Source organism: Micromonospora sp. NPDC005203, assembly GCF_042872705.1.
GTDB lineage: Bacteria > Actinomycetota > Actinomycetes > Mycobacteriales > Micromonosporaceae > Micromonospora.
Genome location: NZ_JBIAKV010000002.1, coordinates 360,512 through 375,573, shown reverse-complemented (window position 1 = coordinate 375,573; position 15,062 = coordinate 360,512). Strand labels below are relative to the sequence as shown.

Sequence of the window (15,062 nt, the reverse complement as noted above, 5' to 3'; positions counted from 1 at the left end):
GTGCCGCCGAATGCCGGGCTCAGCGCCCGGCGGCGATCACTTGCCGAGACGGCGACGCTGGACGCGGGTCTTACGCAGCAGCTTGCGGTGCTTCTTCTTAGCCATGCGCTTACGGCGCTTCTTGACCACCGAGCCCATACGACAGCCTTTCGATACAACGTGCGGGGCGGACCGGATGACACCACGCAGGTGGCGACGGCGACCGCTTGCGGACAACGGACCGGACCAGTCTGGGCGGCGGGGCGCACCGGTGGGGTCTCGGCCGGGCTCCAGGGTAGCCGGAGGGCCTCGGCCGGACCAACGCGCCCCCGTCGATGCCGGTTGGACGGCACCCGGGAAGCCGAACGACGACTCAGGCGGTCTCTTGGAAAGCGCCCCGGAGATATTCGTGTACCGCGTGCTCGGGAACCCGGAACGACCGGCCGACCCGGACGGCGGTGAGCTCACCGCTGTGCACCAGGCGATAGACAGTCATCTTCGAGACCCGCATGACCGTCGCCACCTCCGCGACGGTCAGGAACCTGACCTCCGACAGTCGCCCGTCGGACTGTGACCCGGCCATGGCTCACCAACCCATCCCATGCCCGGCGCGTGCCAACCCGACGGATGCTCCGGGCCGGGCGGCGACGCGCGTGTTACCAGTACGGTAGCGGGGCGGCTGTGACCGGCGCGATCCCTTCGTACAACTGATCATGTTTCTTCTCGCCGTTCACCCGATCCACACTCCCGGAATCTCCCCGCCCGCGCCCGGTGTCCCGGCTTGCTCCGACGCTTTTCACTCGGCGCGTAGCGCGACCACCGGGTCGAGTCGGCCGGCGCGCTGCGCGGGGACGACCCCGAAGACGATGCCCACCACCGCGGACACGCCGAAGGCGAGCGCCAACGACCACCAGGTGATAGCGGCCGGGATCGGTGACAGCCCGTTGATCAGCAGGGCGGTGCCCACGCCCAACGCCATTCCGGTCACCCCACCGATCGTGGTGAGCAGCACCGCCTCCAGCAGGAACTGCACCCCGATGTCGCGGGGGCGGGCCCCGACGGCCTTGCGCAGCCCGATCTCCCGGGTCCGCTCCCGAACACTCACCAGCATGATGTTGGAGACTCCGACACCGCCGACGAGCAGGGAGATGCCGGCGATGGCCGCCAGTACGCCGGTGAGAACGCCGAGGATGTCGCCGAGCACACCGAGGATCTGCTGCTGGGTGACCGCGCTGAACTCGGTCTCCGGGTGCCGGCGGTTCAGCTCCGCGACGATCCGTTCGCCCAGCTCGTCGATCCGTTCCCGGTCCGGAGCCTTCACGGCGATGCCGTCCACCCGCTGGGTGCCCCAGAGCCGCTGCGCGGCGGTCACCGGCACGTGCACCTCGTCGTCCCGGTCGACGCCGAGGCTCTGCCCGAGGGGCGCGAAGACGCCGATCACCCGGAACCGCACCCCGGCCAGCGTCACCTGCTGGCCGAGCGGGTCCCGGTCGGGGAAGAGCGTGCGGGCCACCGAGTCGCCGAGCACCGCCACCCGGCGGCTGGTGTCCACGTCGGTGCCGGTGAGGTAGCGACCCCGGGCCAGCGACCGCGTGAACACCGTCGGGGTGGTCTCCAGCACCCCCTGCACGGTGGTGAAGTCGGAACGGGCGCCGGCTCGCGCGGTCGCCCCCGAGGCGACGGTGACCGCCACCCGATCGGGGTCGCCGACCACCCGGGTGACGGCGTCGACGTCCTTCAGGGTCAGCGGCGAGACCACCGGCGCGTTGCCCACCTCGATCCGGCCGGGCACGACCAGCAGCAGGTTGGAACCGAGGCCCTCGACCTGCTGTTCGACCTTCTGTTTGGTGCCGGTGCCGATGGCCACCAGCAGGACCACCGAGGCGACTCCGATGATCACCCCGAGCATGGTCAGCGCGCTGCGCAGCCGGTTGGCCCGCAGGGCGTCCAGCGCCACCCGCCACGCCTCGGCGACCCTCACGGCGCGCCCCCCGGCCGCTCGACCTCGGGCCGGCCCGGGTCCACCTCCTGCGGAAGGCGCCCGGTGGCTCCGGCGGCGCCACCGGAGCCACCGGACGGGTGCCCCGGACCGCTTCCGGACGCGGACCGGGGCTCCGCGCTGGGAGCGGAGACCAGTGTCGCAGGTCGACCGGGATCGACGGACGGCGGTCGATCATGAGGGTGGTCGGTGTCCGCCACGACCACTCCGTCGCGCATCGTGATCCGCCGCTGGGCCCGGGCCGCCACCTCCTGGTCGTGGGTGACCATCACCAGCGCCACCCCGGACTCCACGTTCAACTGTTCCAACAGCTCCAGCACCGCCGCACCGGTGACGCTGTCCAGGTTGCCTGTCGGTTCGTCGGCCAGCAGCACCGTCGGCTCGGTGACAAGCGCGCGGGCGATCGCCACCCGTTGCTGCTCGCCACCGGACATCTGGTTGGGCCGGTGGTCCAGGCGGTGCCCGAGGCCAACCCGGCCAAGCATCGCCGCCGCCCGCTCCCGACGCTGCCGCGCCGGCACGCCCCGGTAGACGAGCGGGAGGGCCACGTTCTCCACCGCCGAGGTACGCGGCAACAGGTGGAACGCCTGGAAGACGAAGCCGATCGTCTCGTTGCGCAGGGCGGCCATCTCCGGCGGCGTGAGCGCGTTGACGTCCCGACCACCGATCACCAGACGGCCACCGGTCGGCCGGTCCAACCCTCCGAGGAGGTGCATGAGGGTGGACTTACCCGAGCCGGACGGACCGACCAGGGCCACGTAGTCCCCCGCCTCGACGACCAGCGACACCCCGCGCAGGGCCTCGACGGACACACCCTCCAGTTGGTACGTCCGGGACACCTCCACCGCCTCGATCGCCGGCGGGGCGTCGGTCACCGCACCTCCTGGCCGTCGCGCACCTGATCGGTGCCGCGCACCACGATCCGGTCGCCGGGCTGCACGCCGTTGAGGATCTGCACCAGATCCGACCCCTGCACGCCCACGGTGACCGCCGCCCGCCCGGCCCTGCCGTCGCGGACCACCCAGACCGCGTCCCGGCCGTCGGCGGAGAACACCGCCGAAGCGGGCACGGTCACCGCGTCGGCGGCCTCACGCACGCGCAAGTGGACTATCGCGTTCATGCCCGGGCGGGGCGTCGGAGCCGGCACGTCCTCGGCCAGCTTTCCGGCACCCAGCGCGAGGCGCACCCGGTAGGTCACCCCGCCCTGGGCGGAGTTGGTGGGCAGCACGTCCACCGAGCGCACCGTCGCGTCGTAGCTGGCGCCGCTGACGGCGTCCAACTCGACGGTGGCGGTCACCCCGGCCTTGACCAGCAGCACGTCGGTCTCGTCCACCTCGGCCAGCAACCCCAACTGCCCGGTGTCCACCACGGTCAGCACCGGTGTGCCGGCGGTGACCTGGCCGCCGACCGCGACCGCGTCGTCCACCCCGGGAGGCGGCCCGCCCTGGCCGGACGTCAGCGCGGACGGGTCGAGACCGGCGGCCCGGGCGCCACCGGCCTGCTCCAACAGCCCGGCGAGGCCACCGGTCGAGCCACCGCCGGCCCGGGTGCCGCCCGGCTGCACGATGCCGGCGATCGGGGCGCGCAGGGTCAGCGCGTCGACAGTCGCCTTCGCCAGGTCGTACGCCTGCTGGGCCTGGAGCCGTTGGGCCGCGGAGAGCGCGCCGACGGCCGAGCTCAGCCCGTTGATCCCCCGCTGCACCGCGCGGACGGCCTGGTCGGCGCTGCGCGCGGCGGCCGCGTACTGCCGCTGCGCGGACGTCACCTGGGTCAGCAGGGCGTCCCGCAACTGCGGGTCGGCGATTTTCTCGGCGGCCTTGCGGGCGGCGTCGAAAGCCTCGTCGGCCGCCTTGTCGGTGCCACGTCGACTGCTTGCCAGGTTGCCCGTGGAGACACCCCGACCGGCGCGCTTGGCCGCGTCCAACGCCTCCTTCGCCTGGTGCAGCCGCTGCCGGGACGAGGGCGAGTCGACCACGGCGAGGACCTGGCCGGCCTTGACCCGCTGTCCGGGCTGGACCCGCAGGCTTGCCAGAGAGCCGTCGGCGGGGGCGGTGAGGGTCGCGGCGGCGCGGGCGGTGACGGTCGCCGGGGCGTCGATCAGCTCGCTGACCGGGTTGCGGGCCGCCGACGCCAGCGCGAGGTCGGGGCCGTCATCGCCGCACGAGGCGGCGGTGGTGGCGGTGAGGACGACGGCGGCGGTCAGGGCGACGAGCAGGCGGGGCCGGACGGTGCTGCCCGGCCGAACTGACTGAGGGCGGCGCACGCATCGATGGTACGGCGCGCCGTCCCGCCACCCGCGAGCACGTCAGGCGGTGGCGGCGCGGATGTACGCGACGCACTCGTCGTGCAGCGTCGACCACTGCTCGCCGAACGCCTCCTCGGCAGCCACCTCGAGGGTCTCGCGCTCGTGCACCACCGCCTTGAAGAAGGTGAGCAACCGCTGCGGCCCGTACCTGTCGACGAGGTGCCGGACGGCCAGGTAGCCGACGCCGTAGCTGCCGGCGACCTGCTCGGCGGAGGCGTCGTCGGCCGGGTTGACGCCCGCCAACTTGCCGTCCCAGCCGGCCCGGACCAGTTTGCGCACCTCGGCGAGCCCTTCGTACCTGTCGACCGCCTGCCCTCCGGCGCCCGCGAACTCGGCCAGCCCCTCCACCAGCCACCAGGTGGTCTTGCCCGGGTAGCCGCGTTCCGGAAGCGAGGCCGCGTGGGTCAACTCGTGCCGGAGCAGGTCGTCGGTGCCGCTGCTGGAGAGCCCGTCGGCGTTGAGCACCACCTCGTGGTGGCCGCCGCCCACGGTGACCGCGTAACCGCCGGTCCACCCTGGTCGGTCGCCGCCGTACCAGCGCTTCCACTCGGCGCGGCCGGCGTAGAAGATCCGGTAGCGGTCCGGCGGCGAGCCGGCGACCGCGTACCCGTCGGCGACCTTGGCGGCCGCCTCGGCCTGGGCGAGCAGGCCGGGCAACCTGCCGCGCAGCGCCGGGGTGGTGGCGACGATGGTCCGCGCGCCGATCGCCACGGCCAGGTCGCTGATCTCCCACGGTCGGGTGCCGGTCTCCACCGACTTGGATTCCTCCATGGTGACCAACCGGGGCTGGTCGCCGGACTCCCGCCAACGGGTGCCGATCAGCACCGGGCTGGGCCGGCAGTTCGGGGCGACGAAGCAGTACTGGAAACGTACGAGGAGCCGCCACTCCCCCGGCTTGCCGACGATCGGCGCGGGCAGGCCGCTCGGTTCGGCCCGCCAGACGGTCACCTTCAGCTCGCGTAGTGCCGCGAAGCGTCGGCGCAGGTCGGTGTGCGCGGCGGGTTCGGCGATCGCGAGGAACCCGGCGCGGTCGCCGCCGAGCAGCGCCGTGGACTGCCGGTCGAGCTGGGCGGTGATCCGGTCGGTCAACTCCCGGGCCGCCGCGGTGGCGGGGTCGTCGGCCGTCGACGCACCAGCCCGGCTGATCGTGGACCGGGCGCCACTCTCCCGGATCACGCCCGCGACGAGCAGGGCCGGCAGGCCGCAGCCCAGCAGCAGGACGACCACCACGAGCACCGTCCACAGCGGCCAGAGCCGCCGTGGTGCTGGCTGCTGCACCCCGTCAGTCACCCGCCGAAGGGTACGACCATTCGCCGGCCGGGGCGAAGCCGCCCCGGCCGATCGGTCCGGCCCGTCGGCCGGGGCGGAGGAACTACTTCTTGGAGATCAGGGCGCGGCCGAAGAAGACCAGGTTGGCCGGGCGCTCGGCGAGCCGGCGCATCAGGTAGCCGTACCACTCGTCGCCGTACGGGACGTAGGTGCGCACGGTGTAGCCCTCACCGGCCAGCCGGGCCTGCTCCTCGGGGCGGATGCCGTAGAGCATCTGGAACTCGAAGCGCTCCGGTCCCCGGTCGAACCACCGGGCCCGGTCCTCGCCGATGGCGATCATCCGCGGGTCGTGGGTGGCCAGCATCGGGTACCCGTCACCGGACATCAGGATGTTCATGCAGCGCACGTACGACTTGTCCACCTCACGGGCCGACTGGTACGCCACCGACTCCGGCTCCTTGTACGCGCCCTTGCACAACCGCACCCGCGAACCGGCCGAGGACAGCTCCCGGCAGTCCGACTCGGTCCGGCGCAGGTAGGCCTGGAGCACGGCACCCGTCGACGGGAAGTCCTTGCGCAGCCGGCTCAGCACCTCCAACGTCGAGTCGGTGGTGGTGTGGTCCTCCATGTCCAGGGTGACGGTGGTGCCCGCCGCGTCCGCCGCCGCGCAGATCGCCCGCGCGTTGTCGTACGCCAACTGCTCGTCGAACATCTGGCCGAGAGCGGAGAGCTTCACGCTCACCTCGGCGGGTGGGGTGAGCCCGGCGCCACCGAGCATCTTGAGCAACTTCAGGTATTCGTCGCGGGTGGCGATGGCCTGCTCGGGGGTGACGGTGTCCTCACCGAGGTGGTCGAGGGTGACCGCGAGACCGTCGTCGACGAGCCCGCGGGTCGCGCGCAACGCGTCGTCGGTGGTGGCGCCGGCGACGAACCGGCGAACGACGTCCCGGGTGTACGGGGCGGTCGCGACGAGCCGCTCGACCTGGGTTGACCGGGAGGCGGCGAGGATGACGGAACGGAGCATGAACCGAGCGTATCGCCCCTGCCAGGAGCCCCGCCGGGGGGCGGGGAGAGCCGCCTCGCGCGGGGGGCGGGGCGGCGGCGGTGGCGTCGATCGGCTACAACGATGCCGTGGACCAACGCCCCCGCCGCCGGCTACGGTCGGCCTCCGTGCAGCTCGGCGCGCTCACCGCTCTCGCGCTCGCCCTCTCCGGCTGCAACATGACCTCTGACGACGACGATGACGACGACTGCGCCCTCGGGCCGGTCGGCGGCGGCGACACTGTCGCGTTGGCGATGCGGGTCCCCGACCCGGCCACCGGCCGCGCCGCCCCGGAGCCGACCACAGCCGCCGTGCCCGACCGAGGCGGGTTCGGCACCCACCTCGCCTCCTGCGGCGGCTGAGGTGCGCCGCGAGAGGGTCACGCCCCGCCCCGACTGGGACACCACGATCCGGGCGCAGGGACTGGTCTACGTCGACACCGAGCTGCCCGATGGCGACATGATGTCGTACTGGGACGAAACCGGCGCGTACGCCTTCGACCTCGACGAGGTGCTGCGGCTGGAGGAGGCCACCGAGGAGCTGCACCGGATGTCGGTGGCCGCTGCCGAGCACGTGGTGGCCACCCGCCGGTACGCCGAGTTCGGCATCCCGGAGTGGGCGGCCGAAGCCGTGGCCCGGTCACTGCGGGAGGCCCCACCCACCCTCTACGGGCGCTTCGACCTGGCGTACGACGGCACCTGGCCGCCGAAGATGCTGGAGTACAACGCGGACACCCCCACCGCGCTCGTCGAGGCCAGCATCATCCAGTGGTACTGGCTGGAGCAGACCCGACCGGAGCTGGACCAGTGGAACAGCCTGCACGAGCGGCTGGTCGGCGCCTGGGCCAAGATCGGGGCCGGGCTGCACGAGCGCCGGGTCCACGTGCTGTGGTCGAACGAGGAGGAGTCCGGCGAGGACCACATGACCGCCGGCTACCTCGCCGAGACCGCCCGTCAGGCCGGCCTGGACGTCGAGTTACAGCCCATCCAGAAGATCGGCTGGGACGGCCGGCGTTTCGTCGACGCCGACGACCGCCCGGTGACCACCTGCTTCAAGCTCTACCCGTGGGAGTGGATGCTGGCCGAGCCGTACGGGCCGGCGGCGCTGGCCCCGGGCACCCCGACCACCTGGATCGAGCCGGCGTGGAAGCTGCTGCTGTCGAACAAGGCGCTGCTCGCCGTCCTGTGGGAGCTGTACCCCGACCACGACTACCTGCTCCCGGCGTATCTCGACTCGCCGCGCGGCATGACGGAGTACGTCGCCAAGCCGCTGCTCGGTCGGGAGGGCGGCTCGGTCCGCATCGTCACCGCCGACGAGGAGATCACCAATCCGGGGATCTACGGCGACGAGGGCTGGTGCTACCAGGAGTTCCGGGCGTTGCCGCAGTTCGACGGCAACCGGATGGTGCTGGGCAGCTGGATCGTCGACGGTGAGTCGGCCGGCGTGGGAGTGCGGGAGAGCGCCAGTCTGATCACCGACGGCTACGCGCGGTTCCTGCCGCACTACATCGACGCGCCGCGTACCGCATGAGTCGTCTACCGTTGGGGGCGTGAACTTCGACGCGTACGCCCGGACCGGCGTTGACCTGGTCAACGCCCGCCTGGACGACCTCGACGACCTGCGGGCCCTCTTCCCCGACGACAACGCCTGGATGCGCGACGAGGTCGCGGACCGGGACGTCGCGATCTTCCGGCGGGCACAGAAACGGTTGCGCGACGTCTTCGAGTACGGCACCTCGGGGCGGGACGGCCAGGCGGTCACCGAGCTGAACGCGCTGCTCGAGGCGTTCCCGGTGCAGCCGCGCATCTCCGGGCACGACTCCAGCGACTGGCACGTGCACGTGACCAGCCGGGGCGCCTCGGTCAGTGCCGAATACCTGGCCGGCGCGGTCTGGGGGCTGTCGGTCTGGCTCTGCGAGTACGGCAGTGCCCGGTTCGGGGTCTGCGCCGACGAGCGGTGCGGCAACGTCTACCTGGACACGTCGTCCAACTGCTGCCGGCGGTTCTGCTCGGAGCGCTGCGCCACCCGTTCGCACGTGGCGGCGCACCGGGCCCGCAAGCGGGCGGCGGTCGGTGAGCAGATGACTGTCGCCCCGCAGCCGACGAGCGCCGCGGACTCGCTCTCAGCGGTCAGCTGACTCCGCCGCCCGTCGTGGGCGGACGTCATCAGGCGTCGACCGGGGACGACGCGGTCAGGTGCTGACGGGCGAACTCCAACGCGGCGCGCAGGTCCGCCTCGCGTACCGCGCGGCTCTTCGCGCCCCGGGTGGCGACCTCCACCGCCACCGCCCCGGTGAAACCCCGACCGGCCAGCGAGGAGAGCAGCTCACCGCAGGGCTGGGTGCCGCGCCCCGGCACCAGGTGCTCGTCGCGGCCCTCGCCGGTGCCGTCACCCAGGTGCACGTGTGCCAGCCCGGCGCCCATCCGGTCGGCCATCTCCAGGGGGTCGCTGTGCGACGCCGCGCAGTGCGACAGGTCAAGGGTGTACGACGGGTAACCGGTGTCGGTGGGATCCCACCCCGGCACGTACGGGACGAACTGCCGACCCGCCATCCGTACCGGGTACATGTTCTCCACCGCGAACCGCAGCCCGTTGAACCGGTCCGCGACGCCTGCCAGCCCTTCGGTGAAGTTGCGCGCGTAGTCACGCTGCCAGGTGAACGGTGGGTGCACCACCACCGTCGGCGCCCCCAGCGTCTCGGCCAGCTCGGCGGCCCTGCGCAGCCGCTCCCACGGGTCCGGGCTCCACACCCGCTGGGTGACCAGCAGGCAGGGCGCGTGCACCGAGAGCACCGGCATCCCGTAGTGCGTGGAGAGGCCGCGCAGCGCGCCCGTGTCCTGGCTGACCACGTCGGTCCAGACCATCACCTCCACCCCGTCGTAGCCGAGGGCCGCGGCCAGTTGAAACGCCGCGGCGGTCGGTTCGGGGAAGACCGAGGAGCTGGACAGGAGCACGGGAACGCGGGAAGTCACATCAGCCAGCGTAGCCGGGCGGCGCTGTCGTCATTGCGACGAGCGCCGGCAAATCGGCCGAAACCGGCCGCCGGGTCAGATCGGTTCGAGTTGATCGAGTCGACGGAGGATGACGCCCTCGCGCAACGCCCACGGGCAGATGTCGAGCGAGTCCAGATCCAGGCGGCGCATCACCGCCTCGGCGACCACGGCACCGGCCAGCAACTGGTGGGCCCGACCCGAGCTGACCCCCTCCAGCTCCATCAACTGCGCCGGTGGGATGTGCCGGATGAAGCCGATGACCTGCCGCAGGCCCGCCCGGGTCAGGCTGCGTCGCGCCCAGAGGCCGGCACCGGAGGGCGCGGCCCCGGCGAGTCGGGCCAGGGTGCGGAACGTCTTCGAGGTGGCTACCGTCCGGTCCCAGCCCACCTGGCTGATCTGGTCGACGACCTTGTCCAGCCGGCCGTCCACGTACTCCCGGAGCTTCTCGACGGCCTCCGCCGACGGCGGGGCCGCACTGGCCGGATCGACCCGCAGCCGCTCGCGGGTCAGCCGCCCGGCCCCGAGCGGCAGCGAGACCGCGACGTCCGGTTCCTCGTCGATGCCGGCGGCGATCTCCAGCGAGCCGCCGCCGATGTCGAGCACCAGCAGCCGGCCCGCCGACCAGCCGAACCACCGCCGTACGGCCAGGAACGTCGACCGCGCCTCGTCCGCCCCGGAGAGCACCGCCAGGCGTACGCCGGTCTGGTCCCGGACCCGGGTCAGCACCTCGGCCGCGTTGGTGGCGTCGCGCACCGCGGACGTGGCGAAGGCGATCAGGTCGTCGGCCGCCAGGCCGGTGGCCGCCGCCTTGGCCATGCCCACGGCCTTGACCAGGCCATCGGCACCCGCCTCGGTCAGCGCGCCGTCGGGGCCGATCTGCTCGGCCAGCCGGAGCACCACCTTCTCGGAGTGCGCCGGCCACGGGTGCGCGCCGTGGTGCGCGTCCACCACCAAGAGGTGCACCGTGTTGGATCCAACGTCGAGAACACCCAGTCGCATGGTGAAGACCCTAGGTGCAACACGTTTGCGCGGCTCGCCGGCCCGCGCCGCACACCGCGCGTACGCTGGGCCGGGTGACGATGGAGCTCCGTGTGCTGGTGGACGACCCAGGCGACCCGCGCAGCCGCGAGGTGGCACTGGACTTCCCGCGGGAGTGGATCGAGTTCACCGATCCGGCTGACGAGACGCACCTGATCCGCGCCGACCTGACCTGGCTGCTCTCCCGCTGGACCTGCATCTTCGGCAAGGGCTGCCACGGCATCATCGCCGGGCGGGCCGCCGACGGCTGCTGCTCGCACGGGGCGTTCTTCACCGACTCGGACGACGAGAAGCGGGTTCGCAACGCCGTCAAGCGGCTCACCCCGGCGACCTGGCAGCACTTCCGGCGCGGTTTCAAGAACTGGACCGACGAGGACACCATCGACGGCAAGAACCCGGCCCGCCGCACCGCCACCCAGGGCGCCGACGGCCCCTGCGTGTTCCTCAACGACGCCGACTTCGTCGGCGGTGGGGGCTGCGCCCTGCACGGCCAGGCGTTGCGCGACGGGGTGCACCCGTTGGAATACAAGCCGGACGTCTGCTGGCAGCTACCGATCCGCCGCGATCAGGACTGGGTCAAGCGGCCGGACAACTCCAAGGTGCTGGTCTCCACCCTGTCCGAGTTCGACCGGCGCGGTTGGGGCGCCGGTGGGCACGACCTGGACTGGTGGTGCACCTCCTCGACGGACGCGCACGTCGGCACCGAGCCGATGTACCTGTCGTACGCCCCGGAGTTGGCCGCACTGATCGGCGCTGCGGCGTACGAGCGGCTGGCCGAGCTGTGCGCGGCCCGGACGAAGCAGGGCATGGTCGCCCCGCACCCCGCCGACCAGCTCTAGCGGATCCTGGTAGCAATCCGGTCAGCGTAGGGCGTCGTCGACCAGGGTGCGGGCGCTGCGCCGAGCCGCCTCGGCGATCGCCGGGTCGCCGTCCAGCACACCGCTCGCGAGCCCGCCGTCGAGCAACAGGGTGAGCTGCCGGGCGAGCAGTTCCGGTTCGGCGGCGCCGGACTGCCGGGCCAGCTCGGTCACCCAGGCACGGACCACCGTCTTGTGCTCGACCGTCCGGGCATGCACCGGCCCGCCGGCAGGTGACTCGGCGGCGGTGTTGATGAACGCGCAGCCGTGGTAACCATCCCGGCGACAGGCGCCGACCAGCGCGTCGAACATCCCGACCAACTGGTCGCGCGGCGCGTCGCCGGCGTCCCGGGCCGCCGCCCGCAGCGCGCCGAACCACGCCTGGTCAACCCGATCGAGGTACGCCAGCACGAGATCGTCCTTGCGCGGGAAGTGCTTGTAGAGCGTCGCTTTCGCCACGCCGGACTCGGCGATCACCGTGTCCACGCCGACGCCGCGCGGCCCGTGCGCATAGAACAGCCGGAACGCGGTGTCCAGGATCCGGTCCCGGGCCGTGCCGGCCGGGGTGCGGGGCGCGGGCATCGACACTCCCTCGATCTGCTGGTGGCGGCACAGATCCTACCGACAGTTCCGTCTGCACATCCCACCGCGTCATCCCCCGCCTCGCCCCCGCCCCGGCACGTGGCCGTGATGCGCACCACGCTGCTCAAGGGGGCAGCAGTAGACAGACCTGTCTGTTAGCCTGCTGGCACTCGGCAGGAGTTCACTCGGCATACCGACGGAGGATCGATCGACATGCGTATCGCAGTTCTCGGAACCGGCTCGGTCGGGCAGGCGATCGCCGCTCGCACGGCGGAGCTGGGCCACCAGGTGACCATCGGCACCCGCGACGTCGCGGCCCTGCGGGCCGGCGCGCAGGCCGCCTGGGTGGCGCAGCACCCCGAGGTCGGCCTGGCCACCCTGGCCGAAGCCGCCAGCGCCGCCGAGCTGGTGGTGAACGCCACGAACGGCAACGGCTCGCTTCCCGCCCTGACCGCGGCCGGCGCATCGAACCTGGCCGGCAAGATCCTGCTCGACATCGCCAACCCGCTCGACTTCGGTGCGGGCTTCCCGCCCACCCTGTCGGTGCACAACACCGACTCCCTCGCCGAACGCATTCAGCGCGAGTTTCCACAGGCCTTGGTAGTCAAGTCGCTCAACACGCTGACCGCCGAGCTGATGGTGCATCCGCGTCAGTTAGCCGGCGGCGAGCACAGCGTCTTCGTCTCCGGTGACGACGCCGAGGCCAAGCGGATCGTCACCGGGCTGCTCGTCAGCTTCGGGCACACCGACGTGATCGACCTCGGCGACCTCTCCACCGCGCGGGGCACCGAGATGCTGCTGCCACTCTGGTTGCGGCTCTACGGCCGGCTCGACACCGCGATCTTCAACCTCAAGGTCGTCCGCTGACCAAGCGCGAACAGCCCGAAGGGGGCCTGCGTCGAACGCAGACCCCCTTCGGGTACGCCGATCACGGCTCGAACTTGTAGCCCAGGCCCCGGACGGTGACGATGAAACGCGGCGCGGACGGCTCCGGCTCGATCTTGGAACGCAACCGCTTGACGTGCACGTCCAACGTCTTGGTGTCACCGACGTAGTCGGCGCCCCAGACCCGGTCGATGAGCTGGCCGCGGGTGAGCACCCGGCCCGCGTTACGCAGCAGCAGTTCCAGCAGCTCGAATTCCTTCAGCGGCAGCTGCACAGTCCCGCCCTCGACGGTCACCACATGCCGTTCGATGTCCATGCGCACCGGGCCGGCGGCCAGCGTCGGCGCCCCCACCTCGGCCACCTCCGGGCTCTGCCGGCGCAGGACCGCCCGGATCCGGGCAACCAGTTCCCGCGGCGAGTACGGCTTGGTGACGTAGTCGTCGGCGCCGATCTCCAGCCCGACCACCTTGTCGATCTCGCTGTCCCGAGCGGTGACCATGATGATCGGCACGGCGGACCGCTGCCGCAGTTGCCGGCAGACCTCGGTCCCCGACATCTCGGGCAACATCAGGTCGAGCAGCACGATGTCGGCGCCGGTCCGGTCGAACTCGGTGAGGGCGTCGGTGCCGGTCGCAGCGACCGAAACCTCGAAGCCCTCCTTACGGAGCATGTACGACAAGGCGTCGGAGAACGACTCCTCGTCCTCGACCACCAGAACGCGGCTCAACGGGGATTTCCTTTCATTGCTGTCAGACCTGCCGTAGCCCAGCCGGACCGGACTCGATCCCAACCGGCGGCAGTGTCGCCAGCAGGTCGTCCGGTGGGCTGGCGGGCAGCCGGAGGGTGAACGTCGATCCACCACCAAGAGTGCTCGACACCTCGACCCGTCCGCCATGGTTGCTCGCGATGTGTTTCACGATTGCCAGGCCGAGTCCGGTGCCGCCGGTGGCCCGCGAACGGGCCTGGTCGGCCCGGTAGAACCGCTCGAAGATCCGGTCCACGTCGGTGGGGGCTATCCCGATGCCCTGGTCGGCGACGGCGATCTCGACGTGCTCGTCGTCGCCGCGGAGGGTGACCCGCACCACTGTGTCCTCACCCGAGTAGTTGATGGCGTTCTCCACCAGATTCGCCACCGCCGTGGCGAGTTGGGAGTCGCTGCCGTACACGGTGAGGCCCCGCTGACCGTCGACTGTCACCTCGACACCCCGGGCGGAAGCCGTGGTGCGGGTCCGGTCGACCACCTCGGCGATCACCCAGTCCAGCGCGACCGGCTCGGGTGGCGGTTGCGGTTCGGCGCCCTGCAACCGGGTCAACTCCAGCAACTCCTGCACCAGCCGACCCAGCCGGGTCGACTCGTGCTGGATCCGCTCGGCGAACCGGCGCGCGGCCACCAGGTCCTCGGAGAGATCGGGCGCCGCCGCGTCGGCCGGCTCGGTGGCATCGAGCAACGCTTCGGCGAGCAGTTGGAGCGCCCCGATCGGAGTCTTCAACTCGTGACTCACATTGGCCACGAAGTCGCGCCGTACGCGGGTCAGCCGGTGCGACTCGGTCACGTCGACCGCTTCCACCGCGATGAAGCCGTTGCCGAGACCCATCGCCCGCAGGTGCACGCCGAGCGGGTTCTCCCCCGCGCTGTCGCGACCCCGGGGCAGGTCGAGTTCGATCTCGCGTCGCACCCCGGTGCGTCGCACCTGGCCGGCAAGAGTACGGATCAGCGGGTGCGCGGCGATCGAGCCGGGGGTGCTGCCGGTACGCAGGAGCCCCATCGCGCGGGCGGCCGGGTTGATCAACACAGGGACGTCGTCGTTGTCCAGTACCACGACACCGGCCCGGAGTGAGTCGATCGTCCGGCGGCCGAGCCCGGCCTGCTGCTCGTCGGCTATCGCGGGCCTCCCCCTGCTTGAGCGGGAGTTGGCACTCCCCGTCGACGTGGAGCGACCGTCCCGCGAGGGCAGGAACCGGGGCAGCAGGAGACCGGCGACCAGTCCGGCCACCAGTGCCACGGCCACCACGACCGCCACCGTCCACTCCACCCGGCGATCGTAGGGTCATTGTTAACCTGGCTACCACACAGAACGGGACGAACCACCCTCACTTTCAGAAGTGTTCACTT

General features: G+C 71.8%; 17 protein-coding genes. 5 read left to right on the top strand and 12 right to left on the bottom strand.

Annotated features, from left to right (window positions below; translation table 11 throughout):
• Positions 1-36: 36 nt before the first annotated feature.
• The 7 genes from ACFYPM_RS07010 to ACFYPM_RS06980 all read right to left on the bottom strand — a co-directional run bounded on the left by ACFYPM_RS07010 (position 37) and on the right by ACFYPM_RS06980 (position 6,576).
• On the bottom strand, positions 37-138 hold the full coding sequence (locus ACFYPM_RS07010; protein ID WP_007465623.1) for a 30S ribosomal protein bS22: 102 nt from the start codon (positions 136-138) through the stop codon (positions 37-39).
• A gap of 214 nt (positions 139-352) precedes the next feature.
• Positions 353-562, bottom strand: a complete 210-nt coding sequence (locus ACFYPM_RS07005; protein WP_110563213.1) for a helix-turn-helix domain-containing protein — start codon at positions 560-562, stop codon at positions 353-355.
• A 213-nt stretch (positions 563-775) separates the two neighbouring features.
• Positions 776-1,960 (bottom strand): ABC transporter permease, encoded by a 1,185-nt coding sequence (locus ACFYPM_RS07000; RefSeq protein WP_387192061.1) that lies wholly within the window; start codon positions 1,958-1,960, stop codon positions 776-778.
• Positions 1,957-2,853 (bottom strand): ABC transporter ATP-binding protein, encoded by an 897-nt coding sequence (locus ACFYPM_RS06995; RefSeq protein ID WP_387192059.1) that lies wholly within the window; start codon positions 2,851-2,853, stop codon positions 1,957-1,959. The genes ACFYPM_RS07000 and ACFYPM_RS06995 overlap by 4 nt, the downstream gene beginning before the upstream one ends.
• Positions 2,850-4,241 (bottom strand): efflux RND transporter periplasmic adaptor subunit, encoded by a 1,392-nt coding sequence (locus ACFYPM_RS06990; RefSeq protein WP_387192057.1) that lies wholly within the window; start codon positions 4,239-4,241, stop codon positions 2,850-2,852. The genes ACFYPM_RS06995 and ACFYPM_RS06990 overlap by 4 nt, the downstream gene beginning before the upstream one ends.
• Before the next feature lie 42 nt (positions 4,242-4,283).
• Entirely contained in the window at positions 4,284-5,573 is a 1,290-nt protein-coding gene (locus ACFYPM_RS06985; RefSeq protein WP_387192055.1) for a hypothetical protein, read from the bottom strand.
• Positions 5,574-5,655: 82 nt separating this feature from the next.
• Positions 5,656-6,576: a proline dehydrogenase family protein gene (locus tag ACFYPM_RS06980; RefSeq protein ID WP_387192053.1), complete on the bottom strand. Its 921-nt coding sequence runs from the start codon at positions 6,574-6,576 to the stop codon at positions 5,656-5,658.
• A 107-nt stretch (positions 6,577-6,683) separates the two neighbouring features.
• Here ACFYPM_RS06980 and ACFYPM_RS06975 point away from each other — a divergent pair, with 107 nt between their 5' ends.
• The 3 genes from ACFYPM_RS06975 to ACFYPM_RS06965 are packed head-to-tail and all read left to right on the top strand — an operon-like array spanning position 6,684 to position 8,731.
• Positions 6,684-6,956 (top strand): hypothetical protein, encoded by a 273-nt coding sequence (locus ACFYPM_RS06975; protein WP_357253853.1) that lies wholly within the window; start codon positions 6,684-6,686, stop codon positions 6,954-6,956.
• A 1-nt stretch (position 6,957) separates the two neighbouring features.
• Positions 6,958-8,124 (top strand): glutathionylspermidine synthase family protein, encoded by a 1,167-nt coding sequence (locus tag ACFYPM_RS06970; protein ID WP_387192051.1) that lies wholly within the window; start codon positions 6,958-6,960, stop codon positions 8,122-8,124.
• 19 nt (positions 8,125-8,143) lie between these two features.
• The gene (locus ACFYPM_RS06965; RefSeq protein WP_387192049.1) at positions 8,144-8,731 is read left to right on the top strand and encodes a CGNR zinc finger domain-containing protein; all 588 of its coding nucleotides are present in this window, start codon (positions 8,144-8,146) and stop codon (positions 8,729-8,731) included.
• 28 nt (positions 8,732-8,759) lie between these two features.
• On the opposite strand, the gene ACFYPM_RS06960 is transcribed toward ACFYPM_RS06965, so the two are convergent.
• Both ACFYPM_RS06960 and ACFYPM_RS06955 read right to left on the bottom strand, forming a co-directional pair.
• Positions 8,760-9,566, bottom strand: coding sequence for a sugar phosphate isomerase/epimerase family protein (locus ACFYPM_RS06960; protein ID WP_387192047.1), 807 nt, complete (start codon positions 9,564-9,566; stop codon positions 8,760-8,762).
• Between the two features lie 75 nt (positions 9,567-9,641).
• Positions 9,642-10,586 (bottom strand): Ppx/GppA phosphatase family protein, encoded by a 945-nt coding sequence (locus ACFYPM_RS06955; protein ID WP_387192045.1) that lies wholly within the window; start codon positions 10,584-10,586, stop codon positions 9,642-9,644.
• 80 nt (positions 10,587-10,666) lie between these two features.
• Between ACFYPM_RS06955 and ACFYPM_RS06950 the strand changes: the two genes are divergently transcribed.
• Positions 10,667-11,464: a hypothetical protein gene (locus tag ACFYPM_RS06950; RefSeq protein ID WP_387193370.1), complete on the top strand. Its 798-nt coding sequence runs from the start codon at positions 10,667-10,669 to the stop codon at positions 11,462-11,464.
• 21 nt (positions 11,465-11,485) lie between these two features.
• Here the strand turns inward: ACFYPM_RS06950 and ACFYPM_RS06945 are convergent, their stop codons facing one another.
• Complete coding sequence (locus ACFYPM_RS06945; RefSeq protein ID WP_387192043.1) at positions 11,486-12,064, bottom strand: TetR/AcrR family transcriptional regulator; 579 nt, start codon at positions 12,062-12,064, stop codon at positions 11,486-11,488.
• A gap of 213 nt (positions 12,065-12,277) precedes the next feature.
• On the opposite strand from ACFYPM_RS06945, the gene ACFYPM_RS06940 reads away from it, so the two are divergent.
• Positions 12,278-12,931: an NADPH-dependent F420 reductase gene (locus tag ACFYPM_RS06940; protein ID WP_387192041.1), complete on the top strand. Its 654-nt coding sequence runs from the start codon at positions 12,278-12,280 to the stop codon at positions 12,929-12,931.
• A gap of 61 nt (positions 12,932-12,992) precedes the next feature.
• Here ACFYPM_RS06940 and ACFYPM_RS06935 read toward each other — a convergent pair whose 3' ends face one another.
• Both ACFYPM_RS06935 and ACFYPM_RS06930 read right to left on the bottom strand, forming a co-directional pair.
• Entirely contained in the window at positions 12,993-13,676 is a 684-nt protein-coding gene (locus ACFYPM_RS06935) for a response regulator (RefSeq protein ID WP_387192039.1), read from the bottom strand.
• 22 nt (positions 13,677-13,698) lie between these two features.
• Entirely contained in the window at positions 13,699-14,982 is a 1,284-nt protein-coding gene (locus ACFYPM_RS06930; RefSeq protein ID WP_387192038.1) for a sensor histidine kinase, read from the bottom strand.
• Between the last annotated feature and the right edge of the window lie 80 nt (positions 14,983-15,062).

Excerpts from the sequence above, each read along its gene's own strand:
- ACFYPM_RS06940 (WP_387192041.1), top strand. The coding sequence starts at position 12,278 with ATGCGTATCGCAGTTCTCGGAACCGGCTCGGTCGGGCAGGCGATCGCC.
- ACFYPM_RS07010 (WP_007465623.1), bottom strand. The coding sequence starts at position 138 with ATGGGCTCGGTGGTCAAGAAGCGCCGTAAGCGCATGGCTAAGAAGAAG.
- ACFYPM_RS06980 (WP_387192053.1), bottom strand. The coding sequence starts at position 6,576 with ATGCTCCGTTCCGTCATCCTCGCCGCCTCCCGGTCAACCCAGGTCGAG.
- ACFYPM_RS06955 (WP_387192045.1), bottom strand. The coding sequence starts at position 10,586 with ATGCGACTGGGTGTTCTCGACGTTGGATCCAACACGGTGCACCTCTTG.
- ACFYPM_RS06945 (WP_387192043.1), bottom strand. The coding sequence starts at position 12,064 with ATGCCCGCGCCCCGCACCCCGGCCGGCACGGCCCGGGACCGGATCCTG.
- ACFYPM_RS06950 (WP_387193370.1), top strand. The coding sequence starts at position 10,667 with ATGGAGCTCCGTGTGCTGGTGGACGACCCAGGCGACCCGCGCAGCCGC.
- ACFYPM_RS07005 (WP_110563213.1), bottom strand. The coding sequence starts at position 562 with ATGGCCGGGTCACAGTCCGACGGGCGACTGTCGGAGGTCAGGTTCCTG.